This is a genomic window from Neptunicella sp., from assembly GCF_048268085.1.
GTDB lineage: Bacteria > Pseudomonadota > Gammaproteobacteria > Enterobacterales > Alteromonadaceae > Neptunicella.
Genome location: NZ_JBLWWF010000007.1, coordinates 101,291 through 120,733 on the forward strand (window position 1 = coordinate 101,291; position 19,443 = coordinate 120,733).

The window sequence follows — 19,443 nt, forward strand, 5'->3', positions numbered from 1 at the left end:
TATTACTTGATTTTTACCTAAATACATAATACTTTCTAACCTTCTGGTCTGACCTCTACAATCTGGAGTTTTTATGCACGGGTTACTATGGCTACTTTTATTAGTTGCAACCATCGGTAGCGTCAGCTATCTGCGACTTAAACTGATCAATGCAACCATTGCGATTGCAGCCGTGATGCTAATTGGTACCTTCACTGGCATTACCGGTTTATTTTCATGGATCCTATTCTTGGCAATTGCCCTTCCATTAAATATGGAATCGTTCAGAAGACAAAATATCACTCTGCCAATTCTGAAAATATACAAAAAAATCATGCCTGAAATGTCTCGTACCGAACAAGAGGCGATCAATGCAGGTACTGTTTGGTGGGATGGTGAAATCTTTAGTGGCAAGCCCGATTGGCAAAAGTTGCATAGCATTCCCCAACCTCGCTTAACGCCTGAAGAACAAGCATTTTTGGATGGCCCGGTAGACGAAGCCTGTCGCATGCTGGACGAATGGCAAGTAAACCATAAGTTAGCTGATTTACCCCCTGAGCTTTGGCAATTCCTTAAAGACAATAAGTTTTTCGCCATGATCATCAAAAAAGAATACGGTGGATTGCAGTTTTCATCCTATGCTCAATCTCGAGTATTGCAAAAACTGTCAGCCAAAGGTGCCGTTTTATCCAGTACCGTGGGCGTACCAAACTCATTAGGTCCAGGTGAATTACTGCAACACTATGGTACTCCTGAACAACAAAATCATTATCTGCCCCGCTTGGCCGAAGGACTTGAGATTCCTTGTTTTGCACTAACTAGCCCTGATGCTGGCTCTGATGCCGGTGCGATCCCAGATAGTGGAATTGTTTGTAAGGGAACGTTCGAAGGTAAAGAAGTATTAGGAATGAAGCTTACCTTCAACAAACGCTATATCACTCTTGCACCCGTAGCTACCGTCGTTGGCTTGGCGTTTAAACTATACGATCCGGAACACTTGCTCGGAGAAGAAGAAAATCTGGGTATCACTTGTGCGTTGATCCCCGCGGACACCAAAGGACTGGAAATTGGTAATCGTCACTTCCCGTTAAATGTACCTTTCCAAAATGGTCCAGTGCGCGGTAAAGATATTTTTGTCCCACTTGATTTTATTATCGGTGGTGCTGATATGGCGGGCCAAGGCTGGCGTATGTTGGTGGAATGCTTATCGGTAGGACGCTGTATTACCCTACCCTCCAACTCGGCCGGTGGCAGTAAAACCGTTGCGATGGCAACCGGAGCCTATGCGCGCATTCGTCGGCAATTTAAACTTCCCATTGGTAAAATGGAAGGGATTGAAGAAATGATGGCTCGCATCGGTGGGAACACCTATTTAATGGATGCGGTTACCAGTATGAGTACCATGGGGGTGGATTTAGGTGAAAAGCCCTCGGTTATTGGCGCAATCTGTAAATATCATTTAACTGAAAAAGCCCGTAATGTAATGGAAGCCGCCATGGATATTCACGGTGGTAAAGGCATTATGTTAGGCCCAAATAACTATTTAGGTCGCGGCTATCAAAGTATTCCTATCGGTATTACGGTAGAAGGGGCCAATATTTTAACCCGCAATATGATGATTTACGGTCAGGGTGCCATGCGTTGCCACCCCTATGTGTTAAAAGAACTGTATGCCGCAAATAACAATGATCGTGCGGAGAGTTTAAAAGAGTTCGACCAAGCATTATTCGGACATATTGGTTTTGCGATCAGCAATGTATTTCGTGCGCTATGGTTATCATTAACTGGGGCAATATTTGCTAAAGCCCCATTCAGCGACGAAACAGCGGGCTATTATCGTTCAATGGAACGCTTTAGCACTAACTTGGCTTTGTTATCCGACGTATCTATGGGTGTGTTAGGCGGAGAGCTAAAACGTCGTGAGCGCTTATCTGCCCGACTAGGTGACATGCTTAGTTATATCTATCTTGCTTCTACTGTCTTAAAACGTTTTGATGACGAAGGCCGTCAACAGGAAGATCTCCCTTTAATGCATTGGGCAATGCAGGATAGCCTGCATAAATTGGAAATAGCCCAAGAAGAACTATTACAAAACTTCCCATCCAACGCACTGGGAATGTTACTTAAAGTATTGGTTTCTCCCTTTGGTAAAAAATATAAACGTCCATCTGATGCGCTTGATCACCAGATTGCCAAAATACTGCAAACGCCGGGAACAAGTCGTAATCGTTTGATTCAAGGCCAGTATTTAACTCGCGAAGAAGGCAATGTAATTGGTCAGATGGAACAAACCTTAGAAGATGTGATCGCTTGTGAGCCCTTATATGACAAAATTTGTAAGGCTGCCAACGAACGTTTCTATTTTACTCAACTGGATGAACTGGCGAAAAAAGGATTGGAACTGGGCGTCATTAATCAGCAGGAAGCCGAGTTATTAACCCGAACTGAAATCGGACGTTTACAAGCTATTAATGTGGATGACTTTAGCCCGGAAGAGCTGATGGTAGAAAAGCCTAAGAGCCCAAAGGCCCCCGCTAAAAAAGCGCCGGCCAAGAAAAAAGCTACCGTTAAGAAAGCAACCGACAGTGAATCTTAACCAAAAACAGAGTATCGATTAAAGGCACCTTATGGTGCCTTTTTTATTGGTTATGTCGACCCTGTTCAATAGCATTGTCGATATGTATTGGCCTGTGTCGACTGGCATGTGATACTTAAGCCTATGTTATAAATACGCAATTTATAGGAAAACGATGTTAGACAACAACCCTATCACCGACTTTTTTAAACTCGAATCTGCAGGCGGGATTTTATTAATGCTGGCGGCGCTAATGGCCATGCTATGCGCCAACACTTCGCTGGCGTCCTATTATGATTTGTTTTTATCCACTCCGGTAGCAATCCAGGTTGGTGCATTAGAGATCGCTAAACCATTACTACTTTGGATCAATGATGGCTTAATGGCAGTATTTTTCTTCTTGGTGGGTTTGGAATTAAAACGAGAATTAATAGAAGGTGAATTGTCTGATAAGCGCAATATTATATTACCCGGTGTCGGCGCGATTGGCGGTATGTTAGCCCCAGCCCTGCTCTATGTGTACTTTAATTATGATGATCCGGTCGCGCTGCAAGGTTGGGCCATTCCCGCCGCAACCGATATCGCCTTTGCTCTTGGTGTATTGAGCCTGCTGGGCTCCCGCGTACCAACATCAATAAAGATATTTTTAACGTCACTGGCCATTTTTGATGATATTGGTGCCATTCTTATTATTGCTTTTTTCTATACCGCCAAAATTTCTGTCACCTCTTTAATTGTGGTGTCATTGTGCATTCCCGTTCTCGCCCTGTTTAATTATAAAAATGTAGAATCCAAAAGCCTTTATATTTTAGTCGGCATTATTATGTGGGTGGCGACATTAAAATCTGGAGTCCATGCCACGCTGGCTGGTGTGGTACTGGCGATGTTTATTCCGATCAAATCAAAAAGTACCCCTGGTTATTCTCCGTTAAAAAGCATGGAACACGATTTACACTCGGTGGTGGCATTCTTTATTTTGCCGGTATTTGCCTTTGCCAACGCTGGAATAAACTTTACTGGTGTGGGATTTGAGCAACTCGTGCATGGTGTACCGCTAGGTATCGCGGTAGGCTTGTTTTTAGGTAAACAAATCGGCATCTTCGGACTGTGCTGGTTATCAATTAAGTTAAAGCTAGCACAATTACCTCAAGGCATATCCTGGTCAACGCTGTATGGCACCGCCGCTTTATGTGGCATTGGATTTACCATGAGTTTGTTTGTGGGCGGATTAGCCTTCGAAGAAACTGGGGTAAACATAATGTTTGATGAACGATTAGGCATCGTTTTAGGATCGTTATTGTCCGGTATTGTCGGCTTTATTGTTTTGCGTGCCTGTTTAAAAAATCCGTCTGAAACCCACTAATATGGAAGGTTTTGCTAGTCACCAAGACGAATATTTGGATAAGTCATTTAATGGCTTGTCCAGCATAGACGCCACACTACAAAATAAAGAGTTTGATACCTGCTCCTTCATTTCATGTGATTTTAATCAATCCAAATTTAATCATTGCCGATTTGTTGATAGTGTATTTAAACAATGCAATTTATCACTGGCTTGTTTCGCTTATAGCAAATTTAACAACGTACGCTTTGAACATTGTAAATTACTTGGAGTTGATTGGACGGTGGTGGATTGGTCTGGCTTTGGCGGTGCCGCCGTGACTTTTGAACATTGCCTGTTAAACAATGCCAGCTTTTTTGGTCTTAATTTTCAGCACAGTCGTATCGAACACTGTAAAGCTCAGGAGGTAGACTTTCGTGATGCTAATTTTAAACAAGCATCGCTACAAGGCAGCGATTTACGCAATAGCCAGTTTGGCAATACCAATTTATCTGGGGCTAATCTGACTGATGCGACTAATTATCATATTGATGTCATGACGAACAACGTTCAACAGGCCACCTTTAGTCGGTATGAAGCACTTAATCTGTTGGCAAGCTTAGGGATACAATTAGTTTAGCAAACACGCATTCAAAATTTAGACATAAAAAAAGCCTCATAGAGGCTTATTTTCATTGTCACCAAATTGGCGGAGTGGACGGGACTCGAACCCGCGACCCCCGGCGTGACAGGCCGGTATTCTAACCAACTGAACTACCACTCCTAAAAGGATACTTTGATGTTGGCGGAGTGGACGGGACTCGAACCCGCGACCCCCGGCGTGACAGGCCGGTATTCTAACCAACTGAACTACCACTCCAACCTTAATCAAAGCTGAGTTATTTGAATTGGCGGAGTGGACGGGACTCGAACCCGCGACCCCCGGCGTGACAGGCCGGTATTCTAACCAACTGAACTACCACTCCAGTTATTCAAATAAATCATGCAGTTAACTTTGGAACAAGCCCCTAGCCAACTGCGGCGCAGATGATACGGTTTCACCTATATCGAGTCAACCTATTTTTAGGGCTTTTTTGCATTGTGAGCAAGGTTTATGCAGTTTTGCTGATTTATTAAGCAAAGCCAGTAAACACAAGGCTTATAGGGCTATTTTTTGTACAGCTTCTGGCGCTTAATTGAAGCCGTAACTAATCGGTCTTAGTGGATTGACTGATCTCATTTTTAGCCGGTTTAAAAATAAAAAATAATATCAAGCCACCGGCCAGTAATAAAAACAGGTTAATGCCAACAATCAACCATATTGATGTTTGTTGCTCAGCAATATCATTAGCCCCTTCCCCTGCCGACGGTTCAATCGAACTCGTTGCGGTTGGATTATCCAATCCAACTTCATTGCCACCAGCGTCTGCACCACCGACGGGAATGGTTTTGAGCTCTGGTTCTTCAATCAAAAAGTGATATTCCGGTACGTCCAGAATAAAATTACGACCATCAAGTGTATTGCCATAGACCGTGATTTTAACCCTGAAAATACCATACTCGTAATGGGTTATATTATGCTGGCGGGCTTGAGCAGAAGAGTCAGTAATGGAAAAGTTTTGCACATCCCCGTTGGGAAAGCGCACCTTACCATCAATTAACAGGCTGTTCATATCCACGTATTGCCGGTCCGCATCAATATTTAAAATATGATACCCCCTATCCCCTTTATTTTTATCCACGCTAATATGAATAGGGTTGTCCAATACCTGAACTTTTTCACCATATTGCTCGCGGTTATATAACGGTGTATTAACCACAAAGACCGGTATCCACTCACCATCGCCAACGGTTAAATCGTACTGCCCGGTAAATATGCCATCTCTGGGCACCTCATCCATACCACGGCCATCATCTTTGAAGGTGGCTATCTCCACATCATTAGCACCGAAGTTATCGTAGTTAGGGTTATTAGAGCTAACAAACTTGATGGATAAGTCCACTACATCGCGAAACTCTTTAAACTCAATCGGCTGCCCCCCATTCGTTAGGCGCCCCGTTTGCTTCATGATTTCGCCAGAAAACATAATCTTGGGTAAGGAGGGTACGTGTAATTCAATTTCGGATAAAATCATCACCCGGCTGCCGGGCAAAATTTGTCCCATGGCCTGCCAAGGACCCGGCATCGGATTTTTTAGTTTGATCACATCATAATTAGCTGAATAGACCCACTCCCCTATATCTTCGCTGATACGTGATTCAAATAATTTGGAGCCATCAGGTTTAACCAGCACTACAGGTGCACTGCCAAACGCTCTGAAGAACACCATACTGACTTCTTTAACGTTATAATCAATGCGAAAACGGTTTTGCAGCAAGGGAATACTATTTTGATATTCATCGCCCAGCATCGTCAGCGGATCGTCGGCACTTTTATTCTGCATTTCTGCCGTTTGTCCCCATACAGAGCAATGGCAAGCTAACAATAAAACCAACAAATAACGATATATACGCATAGAATGCAAAGACCTTATTGTCTCCAGAGGCAAGCCCCGCCTTTTTCAACTAAATCAAGACGTTGCTCATGTTGTTCTAGTTCATCGGCTGTGGCAGACACAATCTTTAACGGTTTTCGATCCGATGCCAAACGACGGATGGTATCTCCTTGCTGATTTTGCGTTTCAGATGACTTGCCAGACAGGTTTAATGCTGTCTGACCACCGGTCATTAATAAATAAACATCGGCTAGAATTTCTGCATCCAGCAAGGCACCGTGCAGCTGACGATGGGAGTTATCGATACCATAACGCTTACACAAGGCATCAAGGTTATTTTTTTGGCCGGGATGCAACTGTCGGGCAAGCGCCAAGGTGTCTAATACCGTGCAGATTTGGCTGGTATTTTTAACTCCCAGCCCACTAATCAAGCCAAATTCATGATCCATAAAACCGATGTCAAACGCGGCGTTATGGATCACCAGCTCTGCGCCACTGATAAATTTTATAAAATCATCAACAATATCTTTAAATACCGGTTCATCGGCCAAACGCTCATTGGTTAAACCATGGACAGCGACCACTTCAGCTTCAATAATCCGCTGAGGATTAATATAGACATGGAAATGATTGCCGGTTAAGCGACGATTAATCAACTCAACACAACCAATTTCGACTATACGATGCCCTTGCTTGGGATCAATACCTGTGGTTTCTGTATCTAGCACTATTTGACGCATGTTTAATCTATCTCAATTAAATAATTGTCAGCATTATACCCAAGCCCAAACAAGATGCGAGCGCACATCTTGCCTGCATTGGTTGTCGGTTTTGTTATATACTGCTGCGCTATACTAGGGTTCAGGTAAAAAGATAGAGATATAATGAAGCATGTAGAAATTTATACGGATGGTTCCTGTTTGGGTAACCCCGGTCCGGGTGGCTATGGTGCAGTACTTAAGTTTGGCCAACACCGCAAAGAATTAAGCCAAGGATTTACCCTGACAACCAATAACCGCATGGAGTTATTAGCCGCAGTCGAAGCGTTGGCAATATTAAGCGAGCCTTGTCAGGTTGATCTTACTACCGATAGCCAATATGTGCGTCAAGGTATTAGCCAATGGATCAATAACTGGCGCAAAAATGGCTGGCGCACAGCGGATAAAAAACCAGTCAAAAATGTCGATTTATGGCAACGACTGGATGCCGCCAATCAAAAACATCAAGTACAGTGGCATTGGGTAAAAGGTCATTCTGGTCACCCAGAAAATGAACGCTGCGACGATTTGGCAAGGCTTGCTGCTGAGGGGAGCAATTTAATTGCTGATAGTGGTTTTAAACCGACCAGCTAACCACTAATTTACCAATATTACTGTTATTCGCCAGTATCTGATGGGTTTGTTGTATTTGACTAAATTCAAATACCTGCTGGATATTGGCAGACAGTTTATGCCCCTGCAATAAGTCGCCAAATTGGTGATTAAACGCCTGAACCAGGCGCCCCTTGTAAGCATCAGAGCGATTACGTAACGTAGAGCCTTGTAATTTAACCCTTTTTCCAAGTAACAATGCGATATCCAATTGCTTGGCATAACGTCCGCCCAGCATGGCTAACTGCACTATTGCACCATCCAAACCAATCACTTTTAAATTACGATTTAAATAATCTGCTCCCACCACATCCACAATCGCATTCACGCTGGACCAGTGCTGGTGAATAACATCAACAAAATCATCTTGGCGATAATTAATCAGTAAATCCGCACCATTACGCTGACAGACAGCCAGCTTTTCAGCACTGCTACTGGTTACCGCCACCTGACAATCGGCATGCTTAGCCAACTGTATGGCTGCCAGCCCTACTCCGCTGGCACCGGCATGGATTAAGACCTTCTGATTGGATTGTAACTGACATAATTCAAACAAGGACTGGTAGGCAGTTAAAAAGACTTCCGCCACTCCAGCCGCTTCTGTCATTGGCATCGTTTCAGGCACGCTGATGAGATGACGGAAATCAACCACCGCATACTCGGCATAACCGCCCCCCGAAGTCAGGCAAAAAACCTTATCACCGATTTTCCAGCCCTGCACCTTTGCTCCGACGGCAACTATTTCACCTGCAACTTCCAACCCTAAAACCGGACTATGTTCGGGCGGGGGTGGGTATTTTCCTTCGGCTTGCAATACATCAGCACGGTTAATACCAAATGCGCCTACTTTGATTAATACCTGTTCGTCATTGGGAGTGGGAGTCTCCACTTCAGCTAAATCAAGCTTATAACCATTATCATTGGTTGTATGTTGACAATACCGCATATTAATACACCTTGAATCCACTTAAATTAGCTGCTGTGCATTGTTCACTTCGCACGTGTTCAACCACCGCAGCACTTGGCCCCAGCCTTAGCCACTCAAGCATTGTTTGTAGCGATGACTCATCCCCTTGCAGCCAAACTTCAACTCGCCCATCTGGCAAATTTTTAGCGTAACCACAAAGTCCTAATGCATCTGCCTGCTGTTTACAGCTGGCCCGATAAAACACACCTTGTACTCGCCCCGACACAAAAGCTTTTATGCAACTGTGTTTCATTTGGTATAGGATCCTGTTTTTCCTCTATTTCAGTTGATCATGCTATGTCATCCAGCGTCATTTTACAGCCCGAACGTGAAAAATCTTTACTCAGAAAACATCCGTGGATTTTCTCCCGCGCCATTGAAAAAACCGAAGGCAAGTTGCGATCCGGCGATACCGTTGATGTTTACAGTAGTGACAAACAATGGCTAGGACGGGGTGCGTGGTCACCAGAATCACAAATCCAGGTCCGGATCTGGACCTTTGACCAAAATGAAGTCATCGATAATGGATTTTTCTTACGTCGAGTGGAACGTGCTTATGCGGGACGCCAACATCTTATCCAGCAACAAGCATTAACCGGTTTTAGGCTGATTGGTTCAGAATCAGATGGTTTACCCGGTATCACCGTAGATTATTACAACGGTGTATTGGTCTGTCAGTTGCTGACGGCCGGGGCTGAAAAACATCGCAACAAAATTATCTGGGCATTACAAAAATGTTTTCCTGATGCCAGTATCTACGAACGTTCAGATGTCGCTGTCCGCGAAAAAGAAGGGCTTGAACAACGAGTCGATACATTACATGGTGAGGTCCCCAATGAAGTCGTCATTGAAGAAAATGGTATTAAGATCATTGTCGATGTCAAACAAGGCCATAAAACCGGATTCTATCTCGACCAACGAGATAATCGAGCGATTGCAGCAAGCTATGCCAAAGATAAAGATGTCCTTAATTGCTTTAGTTACACCGGCACTTTTGGCAGCTATTGTTTAGCGGCCGGGGCTAAACATGTTACCCATTTGGATGTATCGGATTTAGCGTTAGAAACCGCCAAACGCAATACTGACATTAATCAGCTTGATATGACTCGATGTGACTTTATTAATCAGGATGTCTTTACCGCGCTGCGCGAATATCGGGAGCAAGGTCGTCAGTTTGATTTGATTGTATTGGATCCCCCCAAATTTGTTGACAGTAAAGCCAGTCTCAATCGTGCCTGCCGAGGCTACAAAGATATTAATATGTTAGCAATGCAAATATTAAAACCCGATGGCTTACTGTTAACCTTTAGTTGCTCTGGATTAATGACCACGGATTTATTCAACAAGGTGGTGGCTGATGCTGCCTTGGATGCAGGACGAGAAGTACAGTACATTCAACGTATGACTCAAGCGGCAGATCATCCAATTAGCTCAGCGTTCCCTGAAGGATTTTATTTAAAAGGGATTGTTTGCCGGGTGTTGTAGTAAGGACGTTAAGAGTGGCGGACTTGGAGCCCAAGTAGAAAGATCATATCCCCGCTAACAATAGGCGGGGATACGGGTATTTTAACACTGACTATTTCATTTCAATAATTTCTACGCCGACAATAAAGCTGTCCGCAGTTTGCTCAGAACAACGCACTACTTTGCTGTCAGCCACAAGAGAAGGTATTTGGCTGCTAGTTGATTCAATCGACACATTGACTTTGGTCCCTAACTCGATAGGTTCATCTACTTCAAAAGACATGCCTGTGGCACTAATATCATGACACACCGCTGAAATAGTGCGGCTTGATTGTTCATCATTAATGGTCAGTTCGCACCCTGAATTAACCATCATGCGAAAAAAATTTCGTTTGTCATCATAGCCAAGCATGTTGTCTTCTCCTTCGAATAAGTCCACTCAATACAAGGTTATATTAACCTTAGTTCACAAAGTCAACGGCTAAAAGCTCCCCAAATGATTCATTATCCTTTTTTCGCTTATCGGATAGGCGGTTCCAAGCTGTTGGGCAAACAATGATACCCGCAGTTCTTCAAGCATCCAGCGCGCCTGTTCGATCTGTTCAGGTTGTGGTTGACCAGCCGGAATTTTATTTTTAGCCCCATCAATAGCCTGTTGTACTTTTTCCACGGTTAACTGTTGTAAACGGTCTTTATTCGGATCAATGGGCAATTTTTCCAAACGTCTTTCAATTCCCTGAATATAACGTTGCCAATCAGCCAACTTGGCTGCGCCAATGTGAGTCACGAATCCGGTAAACACCAGCCCTTTTAACTGCTGCTGAATATCACCATGGGCACTGATCATGTTGAGGGGGACATTGCCTTTCATCTTCTTTTTTATGTGATGAGCCAGGGTTAGTCCCGGTTCAATGGCTGTCGCAATCTGCAAGACTTTATCGTTAAGTTCAGCCCTGACCCAATCACAGGCTTGTTTAAACACATCCGGGTCACGAATATCATTAAACTTTTCCGACAATAACTGATCAATAGCGGCGTCGATGCAATCGTCAATCAGCACCTTGATTTGCCCAAATGGATTAAAATACAGCCCTAACTTGGCTTTATTAGGCAATTTTTCTTGCAGGTATTTAACTGGTGAAGGGATATTTAAGCGCAATAGACGCCGCAATCCAGCCTGTTGTGATAACGCCGCCTGATGAGGTTGATCAAATAACTTAATCGCCACCGTTTGACCATTATCCACTAACGCAGGATAGGCTTTAACCTGATAACCACCTTTATCTTCACTAAATTCCTTCGCCAAAGAGCCAAAAGTCCATTCAGTCAATTCTTTTTGCTCCACTTCAGGCGTCGCTACCTGACGTAAGCTAGATTTAACCTTATCACTCAGTTTATGCTGTAACACACTCAAATCACGCCCCTGAGCAATGACTTTATGGTTATCTATTACCTTAAAGTTAAATTTAAGGTGTTCAGGTAATTTATCCCACGGCCATTCATCAGGCGACACCTCGACCCCCGTCATCCGTTTTAATTTATAGGATAAGGCTTCCAGGAAAGGTTGTTCTGATGGGGTAATATCTGCCATACAGGCTTCGGCATAATTGGGAGCCGGAACAAAGTTTTTACGTAAACTTTTTGGTAACAGCTTGATTAAATTCAGGATCAGTTCGTAACGCAATCCCGCTACCAACCAGTCAAATCCTTGTGGTTTGAGCTGATTAAGTAACGGCAACGGTATTAAAATACTCACCCCATCATCAATAGCCGCAGGAGAAAACTGATAATCCAGCGCCAAATGCAGGTTTCCTTGTTGCCACGTTTCGGGATAGTTTAATTGGGTAACATTGGTTGCATCATGCTTCATCAACAATGCGGGATCAAAATGTAACAACTGTGGCTGTTGCTTAGAGACTTTCTTCCACCAGTGCCGAAAGCTCACTTCGTTACAAATATGCTCTGGCAGTTTTTGTAGATAAAACTGCTGCATGGCGTGATCATCTACCAATACATCACGACGGCGCGATTTGTCTTCCAGTGCTTGTATATCATCAATTAATTGCTGATTATGCTGTAAAAATGGGAAATTAAGCTTGCTATCGCCTTCAATCAAAGCGTGTTGAATAAACAACTCGCGGCATAAAGCAGGATCGATAGTGCTATAGTTAACCGTTCGTTTAGTGACAATCGGCAAACCATATAAACTAACGTTCTCGTAAGCCATTACCGCGCCGCGCTTTTTCGACCAGTGCGGTTCAGAATAACTACTTTTACTTAGGTGAGCGGCTAATGGTTCAATCCATTCAGGCTGAATTTTAGCGCCAATCCGCCCAAATAACTTAGACGTTTCCACCAGCTCAGCTACCATTACCCAGGCTGGATTTTTCTTGGCTAACGGCGAGCCGGGAAAAATCATAAAGCGAGCATTACGTGCACCTAAATACTGCTTTTCGGGCTCTTTATTACCGATGTGGGACAGTAATCCTGCCAGTAATGCTTGATGAACAGCTTGGTAATCGGCCGGGCTTGGATTTAATCTGAACCCCATTTCAGCAATCGCTTTTTTCAACTGGCTAACAATATCCTGCCATTCCCGCATACGCAGATAGTTAATAAAATATTGTTTACACCATTTACGTAACTGATTGTTATTTAATTCTTTTTGTTGCTCGCGAAAAGCCGTCCATAAATTAAACAGACTAATAAAGTCTGATTCCTTATCGGCAAATTCAGCATGTTGCTGATCGGCAGCCTGTCGTTTATCTTGCGGACGTTCACGGGGATCCTGAATACTCATACCGGCCGCAATAATTAATACTTCAGATAAACTGCCTAATTCGGCACTTTCTACCACCATTCGCGCATAACGAGGATCGATGGGAAGCCGAGCTATTTGGCGACCAATTGGGGTGAGCTTTTTACTGCCTTTATGACTGCTAATCGCCTGAATTTCTTCCAGTAATCTTAAGCCATCATTGATCTGACGGTTATCCGGTACCTCAACAAATGGAAACTGATCAATCTCCCCTAGCCCCAATGCCAACATTTGTAAAATAACCGAAGCTAAATTGGTGCGCAGTATTTCAGGGGTAGTAAATTCATCACGACTTAAAAAATCCTGTTCTGAATACAATCGAATACAAATACCGGCCGACACCCGACCACACCGTCCGGAGCGTTGATTAGCTGAGGCCTGGGATATAGCCTCGATGGGTAAGCGCTGTACTTTGCTACGGAAACTATAGCGAGAAATTCGCGCGGTACCGGGATCAATTACATATTTTATCCCCGGTACGGTTAATGACGTTTCCGCCACGTTAGTCGCCAAAACTATCCGCCGCCCCCCATGACTTTGGAAAATTCGATTCTGTTCCGCAGCCGACAATCGGGCATACAGGGGTACCACTTCGGTATGGCGTAATTGACGACGATTTAATGCTTCGGCAGTGTCACGAATGTCCCGTTCACCACTCAGAAACACCAATATATCACCCTGACTTTCGCGACTAAGTTCATCGACTGCCTGAATAATGCCTTGAGTTTGGTCAACGGTATCGCCATCACCATCGGTCATTTCATGCAAAGGACGATAACGCACTTCCACCGGAAAAGTCCTGCCACTCACCTGAAATACCGGGGCATTATCAAAATGACGGGCAAAACGTTCCGGATCGATAGTGGCCGAAGTAATAATTAATTTTAAATCGGGACGCTTTGGTAATAGTTGCTTCAGATAGCCCAAGATAAAATCTATATTTAAACTGCGCTCATGGGCTTCATCGATAATGATGGTGTCATACTGATTTAAAAATCGATCCTGCTGAATCTCGGCTAACAAGATCCCGTCAGTCATCAATTTAATATAACTACGTTCACTAACTTGATCGGAAAAACGGATTTTAAAACCAACCTGCTCGCCCAATACCGAATTAAGTTCTTCCGCAATCCGGTTAGCAACCGTACGTGCAGCTAATCGTCGGGGTTGCGTATGACCAATTAACCCGGCCATACCACGACCGGCTTCAAGACAGATTTTGGGTAGTTGCGTAGTTTTTCCTGAGCCGGTTTCACCGGCAATAATCACCACTTGATGCTGTTTAATCGCCTCTACCAGTTCATCTTTATGTTCGCTAACCGGTAGTGGTGGATAACTAATTTCAGGACATTGGGTCTTGCGTAATTCAACCGTCTGTATTGATTGCTGAATGTCCTGCTGCAATTGTTGAACTTTTTGCGCTTGCTGGTCTTTATCCAACCGTTTTAGTGCACGAAGCCGTTGATGAAAACGGTGCCTATGTTGCGCCATCGCATTAGGTAATAAAGAATATAAAGATTGAATTGAAACAGACAAATAACGGCTCCTATTAATGCAGGAGCCGATCCTAGAAGAAGTTATAGTTGATTACCAGCGAAGATTGGCGTGAAACGCCTCTCCTTCTTGCCTTAACCGGCTTTTTTATAGGCATCCTTTAAATGCATACCAATCGCTTTTAGTACATCAGCACGGCAAATAGATCCAACCAGTAATTCATCATCATCCACCACCGGATAAACCTTGGGTTTAGCACCTAACATTTGCTGGGCTAAATCTAATACCGAATCGTAAGGCTTAAGGGACAGCACTTCGGTACGCATAATATCTTTAACGTAGGCGGCCTGTTCATTGTAGTAACTGCATTCCATCATTTTGGCTAAACAGTCCTGCTCGGATAAAAAACCGACCAAACGGCTTTTTTCATCGATTACCGGTCCTCCGGGGTAGTGACTTGTAATTAATTTTTCAACGGCTTCGGCCACGGTCATTGAATGCTTAAGCGTTACCGGGTGAATATTCATATAATCACCCACTTTAAGTGATTCCATTAGCAATCCTCAATTTGGTTGCAGATCTTATTGTCACTTCAAAGATAGACCCTAAACTTATAGTTTTGCTAACTTTTTATGTTTTTTTTACATCCTTGTAACACTTCTGCGTTAATGCACTCAGCCCAAATAGCATTATTGCGCCGGTAGCTGCCATTCAATGTGGTTATTCTGGTAATCATTATTGGCTTCAACCTTAAAATCGAAGGTATAATCTTTACCATTCACATTCACTTTAGCCTGATATTGACCATAAAATCCCCGCTCCGCAAACTGACCATTTGCATCGGTCGTTCCGCTAAAATCATTCCACCATTGATGTAATACCAGATCTTGCCATGCCAAAGCGCTGGGTTTGGCACGCCAGTCCATATCAAACATTGCCGCATCCGGTTTCCAGATATTACCGGCCCAGAACCCCCACACCTGAACCCCCACAGTACTGGGATGACTAAACATCATGGTTAAAAAGTCACGCGTATAGTCTCCTTGTAACGTTTCATCGCTGGTATCAACATCAAACTCGGTAATACGGATTTCCAAATCAGGAAACTGTTTCGCGAATCGATCGACAATATTATACAGAGTCGGAATATCTGTTGGCATATCACCAAAATGACTTTGTAAACCAAAGCCGTTTAAAGGAGCTCCGTTATCCAATAAATATTGAATGGTTTGCAGATAATGATTTTGATGGCTGGTATTGCGGCCACCTGACGACAAGATCCCATAATCGTTAATATATAATTTTTGACTGGGTAGATTGCTGCGAGCCCGTTTGAACCAGTCGATCATAACCTGATCGCCAAAGGCATCCATTAAATAGTGATTATCAAATGGTTCGTTTAACACATCCCACTCTTCCAGTAGATAAGCTGTCGCTGATGTCACATCATCAATATGATCCAACGCAGCCTGTTTTGCGGCCGGATCGGCATTGGCCGGGTCATCGGGTAAATACTGCTGCATGGAATCAGGTAGATTGCGCTTAGAAGGCCACACCAAGACATGACCACGAGCATAAAAATCATTGTCTTTTAGCCACTGTAAACCGGCAATCGCATTTTGTTGGGTAAACTGACCACCGAACTCACCTTCCCAAGCGCCCCATTTAAGATCATTTTCTGGACTAGCCTGATTAAACAGTTGCTTTAAATGGGCTCGATACTGATCCGCCTGCTCGCTTTGCTCCACAAGACGGTGACCAACAATAGCCGTTCCAAAATGATAGGCATGTTGTTTAAAGTTAACGGTAATCTCCTGATTAGACAACGGGTTACCTTCGCTATCCTTGACGCTTAAGTTAAAATCCCCTTTGCGATATTGTTCAATTCTTGCCTTGGCCTCAGCACGCCACGGCGCATCTAACTCACGTCCTGCGTAAGACGGTCTGGTATTCGGCAAGTCGGCTAGGGTTTTATCGGAGTGATAGTTAATTAACTCAATTCCGCCTATTTGAAATTTTTGCGGACGATCACCACCTCCCACACCAAAAAATAAATCCACTTGATCTTGGCTAAACGAAGAAGTGGCTTGCATAGGAATAAAATACTCGACCCACTGATCAGTACTGGTAATCTCACGGTAAACAAATTTTTCATAATCAGGCGCTGGGCCTTGTACATAAACCGTCGTAAATCCGGCACCGGATTCAGCTTGGGTATTTATTGTGCGGAAATATAAATGCAGTAATAACACGTCGTTAATCGCGATATCCTGATTGATATCAATAGTCAATTGTCCATCCCAAACCACACCATTGGGATGGGTAATATCAATTTCGAGCGCTTGATTAAACTTCTCATGATCAACCAATACCGTTGCAACCGTTCCCACCGGTTGAGCACCACTGCCCGGGTTGAAAGTGGGATTTAATCCGCTTTCACTTATGATATTTTCACCCGTTGGAACGTCCGGCTCCGTTGTAGGCTCTGGAGTGGGGTCGCTAACAGGTGGCGAGACCGAAGGAGGTGAAGATGTTGCTTTGCTACCACCACTGCCACATGCGACAAGACATACGCTTAATACCATTGCTGGCAATAAGTTTAAGCTGAATAATTTTATATAACGTTTTTTCACTAAAAATCCTGTGACTCAATCAAAATGTTAATTATTTGTAACACGCGCCAGATTTGCTCACAATGCAGGAAATTTGATTATCAGATTATGAAAAGTTGGGTTGCATTCTGTGTTGTTATGTAGAGACTAGAGCGTCTTTATATTCGACTGAGATTATTCATGCCGCAAACTGCTTCACAACCCTCAATCCTCTGGCACGATTATGAAACCCCTTATTTTTTGTTGACATGTGGGCAAGTTTTTAATTTTAACGACACAATAACGACACAATAAAAAATAAATTGAAAATAATCGAATTATTTACTTGCAATTAAATATAGTCGCGCCTATACTCTCTACATGGTCAGGAACAAACCTAACCACTGGCCCCGCAGAACGGGGAATTTGAGGAAAAGAAAATGACTACTATCAAAAAAATTAGCGAAAACGAAAACGGTGTAACTTGGTACGAAATTACCGGTAATGATTTTAAAACAAACACTGATTTTGAAAATGAAATTGTTGGTATTACCTGTGAAGAAAATCCACGTGTTTTGGATTGCGATGGTTGCCCAGTTACTCAGGGTGACTGGTTTGATATTGCTGTTAGAAATATATTAAAAATTTAGTAAAAACAAGCCCCGGAAGGGGCTTTTTAATGGAATTTATCATGAAAAAACTTACATCAATCAGCATACCAGACACCATTAGTTTTGCTGATTTAAAATTAACCCGCGACAGTGACGGCATGGTGGCGTTTGACTGGGCACCAATTAACCATATTTGTGCCGCATCCGGGATTGATGCCAGCATATTTACAGAGCAAACCGAAGATAATGTTAGCAGCTTAATAGTGAGTTGGTATCAGGCGCATATAACCAACGGTGGTAAACCGGATGCAGTAGCTGAGGATTTATTGGCCGAAATAAAATTAGAGAATGAACACGGGGGCGGGTTGAGCCATCAGCCTGGTAAAGCATGACTAAGCCACTCCACATTGACGCCATCGATAAAAACGATAGGGTTGTATTCACCCAAGCCCAGCGTAATAGCTGGGTGAGGGCGGCAAGTAAAGCTGGTATGAAACTAAACGACTGGGTTACTGAGGCGTGTGATGCCCACGTTAGCGTTAACCACTGGCCAACCGTGTTACCACCCCACACCACTGACGAGGATTTTAAAACCCTGCCGGGAGACAATTGGCAGCAGCCAGATTGGTGTGCCGGCTTAACACACAGAACAGCGTTTTGTTTAGTTGAGCGCGGCGGGTATGTATCGCGCCAGCAAATAGAATATGATTTTATCCATAAACCGGCATTACATTTTTTATCAATCCCAAATTTTGGTAAAAAATCATTAATGGAGTTAGGCCAATGGCTGATAAATTAACGCCACAACAACTGGCTAACAAACGCCAGAACGAAAAACGCAAAGGTCAGCCCAGGTTGGGTGGGATGCCGCTTACTCAGGACGAATATGATTTACTCGATAAGTTAGCGGCAGAATACGGAGGTAAGAAAGCGGCGATTGTGGCGGGGTTGAAATTGCTGGATAGTTCTGATTGATTAAACCGGTTGTATTCTAAAATCCATTTCCAGTGTGTTTTCTAATCCTGATCCGACAATGGTTTTCCCGTTGGGGTATGTGGTGTTATAGACAATAACATCAACACAATATTCGCCCTGTGCAAGATCAAACGCACCTTTTTTAAATGTGATTTTATTACCAATAATATCCACATCATCGGTATCTACATCGCTATCAAGTACTGCACTACCGGCTACAATAACCGCCCTGTCGACTTGCATGGGCTGGTAATTTGTACCGCCTAGCGGATCTTCTGCGGCGGTGATAGTTACGGCCCCATCCCGCCCTTTTTTAGCTGTGATCAGCATAGTTATTCGCCTATTCCACCTGCTGCTTTTAGCACAAAGTTGTAAACGTCTTTTGCTAATGTGCCGGGGGCTATAACGACTTTTACCCAAATGGCTTTGGTATCGTCTGCGACCATATCGCCAATGGTTAGTGCATTGGCCAGTCCTTCTGCGTCGGTAAAAGTTACGTCAGCTGGGGCAGTATTTTTGTTGGCAATGGTTTGTTCTTCGGCGTTGATAGCTGCGCTGCCGAGGCCAAACGTCCAGTTAACGCCTGTATGTGCGGTTTCGCTTTCGATATACATGCGGGCGTTTGAGTAATCTACATCCGTTTCCAGTACGATGCAGGCGTATTCTGTGGTGCCATCGTTGGTTTCGGTGTCGTTAAATGCATCGAATAAATCCGATCCATCTGTTTCTGTGGCGGTGGCTGCGCCACCTAGGTTGCCGGTTGTTTTATAAAATGTCAGCATG

At 43.7% G+C, this 19,443-nt stretch carries 19 protein-coding genes and 3 tRNA genes; 9 read left to right on the forward strand and 13 right to left on the reverse strand.

Annotated features, from left to right (window positions below; genetic code table 11):
* Positions 1 to 73: 73 nt before the first annotated feature.
* The 3 genes from fadE (at position 74) to ACTD55_RS07675 (ending at position 4,515) form a co-directional block, all read left to right on the forward strand.
* Positions 74 to 2,575, forward strand: a complete 2,502-nt coding sequence (gene fadE / locus ACTD55_RS07665) for an acyl-CoA dehydrogenase FadE (protein ID WP_438863737.1) — start codon at positions 74 to 76, stop codon at positions 2,573 to 2,575.
* 154 nt (positions 2,576 to 2,729) lie between these two features.
* Positions 2,730 to 3,917: a Na+/H+ antiporter NhaA gene (gene nhaA / locus ACTD55_RS07670; RefSeq protein ID WP_438863738.1), complete on the forward strand. Its 1,188-nt coding sequence runs from the start codon at positions 2,730 to 2,732 to the stop codon at positions 3,915 to 3,917.
* Between the two features lies 1 nt (position 3,918).
* A complete protein-coding gene (locus tag ACTD55_RS07675; RefSeq protein WP_438863739.1) occupies positions 3,919 to 4,515 on the forward strand; it encodes a pentapeptide repeat-containing protein in 597 nt (198 codons plus the stop codon).
* Positions 4,516 to 4,582: 67 nt separating this feature from the next.
* On the opposite strand, the gene ACTD55_RS07680 is transcribed toward ACTD55_RS07675, so the two are convergent.
* The 5 genes from ACTD55_RS07680 to dnaQ form a co-directional block, all read right to left on the reverse strand.
* Positions 4,583 to 4,659 (reverse strand) — tRNA-Asp (locus ACTD55_RS07680).
* 19 nt (positions 4,660 to 4,678) lie between these two features.
* Positions 4,679 to 4,755, reverse strand: a tRNA-Asp gene (locus tag ACTD55_RS07685).
* Between the two features lie 29 nt (positions 4,756 to 4,784).
* A tRNA-Asp gene (locus tag ACTD55_RS07690) sits at positions 4,785 to 4,861 on the reverse strand.
* A gap of 222 nt (positions 4,862 to 5,083) precedes the next feature.
* Entirely contained in the window at positions 5,084 to 6,391 is a 1,308-nt protein-coding gene (locus ACTD55_RS07695; protein ID WP_438863740.1) for a TIGR03503 family protein, read from the reverse strand.
* A gap of 14 nt (positions 6,392 to 6,405) precedes the next feature.
* Positions 6,406 to 7,110 (reverse strand): DNA polymerase III subunit epsilon, encoded by a 705-nt coding sequence (gene dnaQ, locus ACTD55_RS07700; protein WP_438863741.1) that lies wholly within the window; start codon positions 7,108 to 7,110, stop codon positions 6,406 to 6,408.
* A gap of 144 nt (positions 7,111 to 7,254) precedes the next feature.
* Between dnaQ and rnhA the strand changes: the two genes are divergently transcribed.
* Positions 7,255 to 7,722, forward strand: a complete 468-nt coding sequence (gene rnhA, locus ACTD55_RS07705; protein WP_438863742.1) for a ribonuclease HI — start codon at positions 7,255 to 7,257, stop codon at positions 7,720 to 7,722.
* On the opposite strand, the gene ACTD55_RS07710 is transcribed toward rnhA, so the two are convergent.
* Positions 7,706 to 8,686: an NAD(P)H-quinone oxidoreductase gene (locus ACTD55_RS07710; protein WP_438863743.1), complete on the reverse strand. Its 981-nt coding sequence runs from the start codon at positions 8,684 to 8,686 to the stop codon at positions 7,706 to 7,708. The genes rnhA and ACTD55_RS07710 overlap by 17 nt on opposite strands.
* A gap of 1 nt (position 8,687) precedes the next feature.
* Positions 8,688 to 8,960 (reverse strand): acylphosphatase, encoded by a 273-nt coding sequence (locus tag ACTD55_RS07715; RefSeq protein WP_438863744.1) that lies wholly within the window; start codon positions 8,958 to 8,960, stop codon positions 8,688 to 8,690.
* A gap of 44 nt (positions 8,961 to 9,004) precedes the next feature.
* Here ACTD55_RS07715 and ACTD55_RS07720 point away from each other — a divergent pair, with 44 nt between their 5' ends.
* Complete coding sequence (locus ACTD55_RS07720) at positions 9,005 to 10,192, forward strand: class I SAM-dependent rRNA methyltransferase (protein ID WP_438863745.1); 1,188 nt, start codon at positions 9,005 to 9,007, stop codon at positions 10,190 to 10,192.
* A 91-nt stretch (positions 10,193 to 10,283) separates the two neighbouring features.
* Here ACTD55_RS07720 and ACTD55_RS07725 read toward each other — a convergent pair whose 3' ends face one another.
* From ACTD55_RS07725 to ACTD55_RS07740, 4 genes are all read right to left on the reverse strand, one after another.
* Positions 10,284 to 10,583, reverse strand: coding sequence for a PilZ domain-containing protein (locus ACTD55_RS07725; RefSeq protein WP_438863746.1), 300 nt, complete (start codon positions 10,581 to 10,583; stop codon positions 10,284 to 10,286).
* Between the two features lie 69 nt (positions 10,584 to 10,652).
* Positions 10,653 to 14,555 carry an ATP-dependent RNA helicase HrpA gene (gene hrpA, locus ACTD55_RS07730; protein WP_438863838.1) on the reverse strand — a complete coding sequence of 1,301 codons (3,903 nt, stop codon included), beginning with the start codon at positions 14,553 to 14,555 and terminating at the stop codon, positions 10,653 to 10,655.
* A 62-nt stretch (positions 14,556 to 14,617) separates the two neighbouring features.
* Positions 14,618 to 15,037 (reverse strand): CBS domain-containing protein, encoded by a 420-nt coding sequence (locus ACTD55_RS07735; RefSeq protein WP_438863747.1) that lies wholly within the window; start codon positions 15,035 to 15,037, stop codon positions 14,618 to 14,620.
* Between the two features lie 135 nt (positions 15,038 to 15,172).
* Positions 15,173 to 17,116, reverse strand: a complete 1,944-nt coding sequence (locus ACTD55_RS07740) for an endo-1,4-beta-xylanase (protein ID WP_438863748.1) — start codon at positions 17,114 to 17,116, stop codon at positions 15,173 to 15,175.
* A 398-nt stretch (positions 17,117 to 17,514) separates the two neighbouring features.
* On the opposite strand from ACTD55_RS07740, the gene ACTD55_RS07745 reads away from it, so the two are divergent.
* From ACTD55_RS07745 to ACTD55_RS07760, 4 genes are read left to right on the forward strand one after another with little or no spacing between them, the layout of a single operon-like run.
* A complete protein-coding gene (locus tag ACTD55_RS07745; protein WP_438863749.1) occupies positions 17,515 to 17,724 on the forward strand; it encodes a hypothetical protein in 210 nt (69 codons plus the stop codon).
* A gap of 41 nt (positions 17,725 to 17,765) precedes the next feature.
* Positions 17,766 to 18,077, forward strand: a complete 312-nt coding sequence (locus ACTD55_RS07750) for a hypothetical protein (protein WP_438863750.1) — start codon at positions 17,766 to 17,768, stop codon at positions 18,075 to 18,077.
* Positions 18,074 to 18,484 (forward strand): hypothetical protein, encoded by a 411-nt coding sequence (locus tag ACTD55_RS07755; RefSeq protein ID WP_438863751.1) that lies wholly within the window; start codon positions 18,074 to 18,076, stop codon positions 18,482 to 18,484. The genes ACTD55_RS07750 and ACTD55_RS07755 overlap by 4 nt, the downstream gene beginning before the upstream one ends.
* The gene (locus ACTD55_RS07760) at positions 18,469 to 18,660 is read left to right on the forward strand and encodes a hypothetical protein (protein WP_438863752.1); all 192 of its coding nucleotides are present in this window, start codon (positions 18,469 to 18,471) and stop codon (positions 18,658 to 18,660) included. The genes ACTD55_RS07755 and ACTD55_RS07760 overlap by 16 nt, the downstream gene beginning before the upstream one ends.
* Here the strand turns inward: ACTD55_RS07760 and ACTD55_RS07765 are convergent, their stop codons facing one another.
* Both ACTD55_RS07765 and ACTD55_RS07770 read right to left on the reverse strand, forming a co-directional pair.
* On the reverse strand, positions 18,661 to 18,990 hold the full coding sequence (locus ACTD55_RS07765) for a hypothetical protein (RefSeq protein WP_438863753.1): 330 nt from the start codon (positions 18,988 to 18,990) through the stop codon (positions 18,661 to 18,663).
* A 2-nt stretch (positions 18,991 to 18,992) separates the two neighbouring features.
* A complete protein-coding gene (locus ACTD55_RS07770) occupies positions 18,993 to 19,442 on the reverse strand; it encodes a hypothetical protein (protein WP_438863754.1) in 450 nt (149 codons plus the stop codon).
* Between the last annotated feature and the right edge of the window lies 1 nt (position 19,443).